The sequence below is a fragment of the Arthrobacter sp. TB 26 genome, assembly GCF_000427315.1.
Classification (GTDB): Bacteria; Actinomycetota; Actinomycetes; order Actinomycetales; family Micrococcaceae; genus Arthrobacter.
In genome coordinates this window covers 1-2,277 of sequence record NZ_AUPJ01000526.1, presented here as the reverse complement: position 1 = coordinate 2,277, position 2,277 = coordinate 1, and the positions used below count along the sequence as shown (strand labels likewise).

The window sequence follows — 2,277 nt, the reverse complement described above, 5'->3', positions numbered from 1 at the left end:
GCCCGCGGCCGGTGTGCCCGACGTACAGGCCGATAGGCACAGCGATGGCGGTGGCGATCAGCATGACCAGGCCGGTGTAGAGCAGGTGCTCGGCCAGCCGCGCGGGAATTCCGGCGCTGCCGGACCAGTGCTCCGGATCGCCGAGCCAGGCGAAGGTGTCGGTGACGACGTTGCTCATGCGTTTCCCCCTCCGGTCTTGGGCCGCGCGAACCGCAGCGCTGCGGCAGCGGTGCCCGCCTTGCCGCGTCCGTCGTCGGAAACGCTGCCGGAATCGGCGTTGGCGCCCGTCGCGGCCGCGGCGCGGGTCCAGGGCGTCAGCAGCCGTTCAAGCAGGACGAGGACCGCGTCCATCAGCAGCGCAAGGATGAGGATGGCGATGATGCCCACCACCACTTCCGTGACGAAGTCGCGCTGCAGGCCCGAGGTGAAGAGCATTCCAAGGTTGCCGATGCCGAGCAAGGCCGCGACGCTTACCAGCGAGATGTTGCTGACGGAGACTACCCGCAGTCCGGCGAACAGCACCGGCAGGGACAGCGGCAGGTCGATCTGAAGGAAACGGGCGAAGGGCTTGAATCCCATGGCGACGGCGGCCTGCCGGAGGTCCTCGTCCACCGAGTCAAAGGCATCCAGGGTGGCACGCACCAGGAGGGCAACCGCGTAGATGGTCAGGGCCACGACGACGTTGACCGGGTCCAGGATCCGGGTTCCGAGGACGGTCGGCAGGATGATGAAAAGCGCAAGCGACGGGATGGTGTAGAGCAGCGAGGAGGCTGTCAGGACCACGGACCGGAGCCCGCGGTTCTGCCGGGCGAACTGGGCCAGGGGGACGGCAATCAGCACTCCGAACACCATCGGCAGGATGGCCAGGACGAGGTGCTGGCCGGCGAGGCTGAAGACCTGCGCGCTGTTGGCCAGGAACCAGTCCATCAGAGCGCGCCCTGGCGGACGTGGCGGTCGGATTCGATCACGGCGAGGACTTCTTCGGCGGTGATGACGCCGGCCACCCGGCCGTCCGCGTCCACGGCGACGCCGAGTCCGGACGGCGACGACAGCGCCGCGTCGAGGGCGCGGCGGAGCGTGTCGCCCTTCCGGAAGAGGGATCCGCCGGGAACCGTCCCGGCGCCCTTGCCCGGACCGGACCAGCCGAGGGGACGCAGTCCGTCGTCGACCACCAGCTGCCACTCGCCGGAAGCGTTGCCGGCCTGCTCGAGTTCACCGGGGGTGACTGTCCTGGCGGGGTGCACGGTGACGCCGTCGGACGGGCTGAAGCCCAGGTGCCGGAAGCCGCGGTCCCGGCCGACGAAGGAAGCCACGAAGTCGTTGGCCGGGGCGCGGAGGATTTCCTCCGGAGTGGCGTATTGCGCCAGTTTGCCGCCGAGGCCGAACACAGCGACCTTGTCCCCCAGCACGGTGGCCTCGTCAATGTCGTGGGTGACGAAGACGATGGTCTTGGCGAGGTCGCGCTGGAGCCTGAGAAGTTCCTGCTGCAGTTCGTCGCGGACCACGGGGTCCACGGCGCTGAAGGGCTCATCCATGAGCAGCACGGGGGGGTCGGCGGCGAGCGCCCGCGCCACCCCGACGCGCTGCTGCTGGCCGCCGGACAGTTGCGAGGGGTAGCGCTTGCCGAGCGCGGACGCCAGTCCGACGACGTCGAGCAGTTCCTGTGCGCGCTTCCGCGCCTCGGCCTTGGACACGCCGTTGAGCCGGGGCACGGTGGCGATGTTGTCCAGCACGGAACGGTGCGGCATCAGCCCGGAGGACTGCATCACGTAGCCCATGGAGCGGCGCAGCTTCGCCGCAGGCACCGAGGTGACGTCCTGGCCGCCCACCGTGATGGTCCCTGACGTCGGCTCGACCATGCGGTTGATCATCCGCAGCGAGGTGGTCTTGCCGCACCCCGAGGGGCCGACGAAGACCGTGATGGCGCCCTGGTCGATGGACATGGTCAAGTCATCGACGGCGGCCTGACCGCCCTGGTACTGCTTGGTGACGTTCTGGAACTCGATCATGGCTTCAGCCATTTCCGGGCTTACCTAACTGTTGGCGGCAACATCGGACGGTCCAGCCAACTGATCATATGCATGCTGATTTTTGACTGTAAAGACGGTAGAACACAGCCTAGCCAGCACGGCTGGCAAAGTCAGGGACCTGAACAAGGGCACCGGGGCTGACTTAGCCATTCGTGGCCGGGGCGATTTTGGATGGGTGCCTCGCCGGAAAAGTTTTCCGACAGCACCCATCCACCGCCATTGGGGGTGCTACACATGCAACGCGGGG

At 67.7% G+C, this 2,277-nt stretch carries 2 protein-coding genes and 1 pseudogene (1 of these 3 only partly in view); all 3 read right to left on the bottom strand.

Going from position 1 to position 2,277, the window contains the following annotated elements:
- Positions 1-178, bottom strand: a pseudogene (locus tag K789_RS23720) (ABC transporter permease); it reaches 570 nt to the left of the window's first position.
- Positions 175-927, bottom strand: a complete 753-nt coding sequence (locus K789_RS0120700; protein ID WP_024368416.1) for an ABC transporter permease — start codon at positions 925-927, stop codon at positions 175-177. Before K789_RS0120700 ends, K789_RS23720 begins: the two are co-directional and overlap by 4 nt.
- On the bottom strand, positions 927-2,021 hold the full coding sequence (locus tag K789_RS0120695) for an ABC transporter ATP-binding protein (protein WP_024368415.1): 1,095 nt from the start codon (positions 2,019-2,021) through the stop codon (positions 927-929). Before K789_RS0120695 ends, K789_RS0120700 begins: the two co-directional genes overlap by 1 nt.
- Positions 2,022-2,277 lie beyond the last annotated feature (256 nt).

What these genes read in the sequence shown, in the direction of transcription:
- K789_RS0120700 (WP_024368416.1), bottom strand. Translation starts at nt 927, where the DNA reads ATGGACTGGTTCCTGGCCAACAGCGCGCAGGTCTTCAGCCTCGCCGGC.
- K789_RS0120695 (WP_024368415.1), bottom strand. Translation starts at nt 2,021, where the DNA reads ATGGCTGAAGCCATGATCGAGTTCCAGAACGTCACCAAGCAGTACCAG.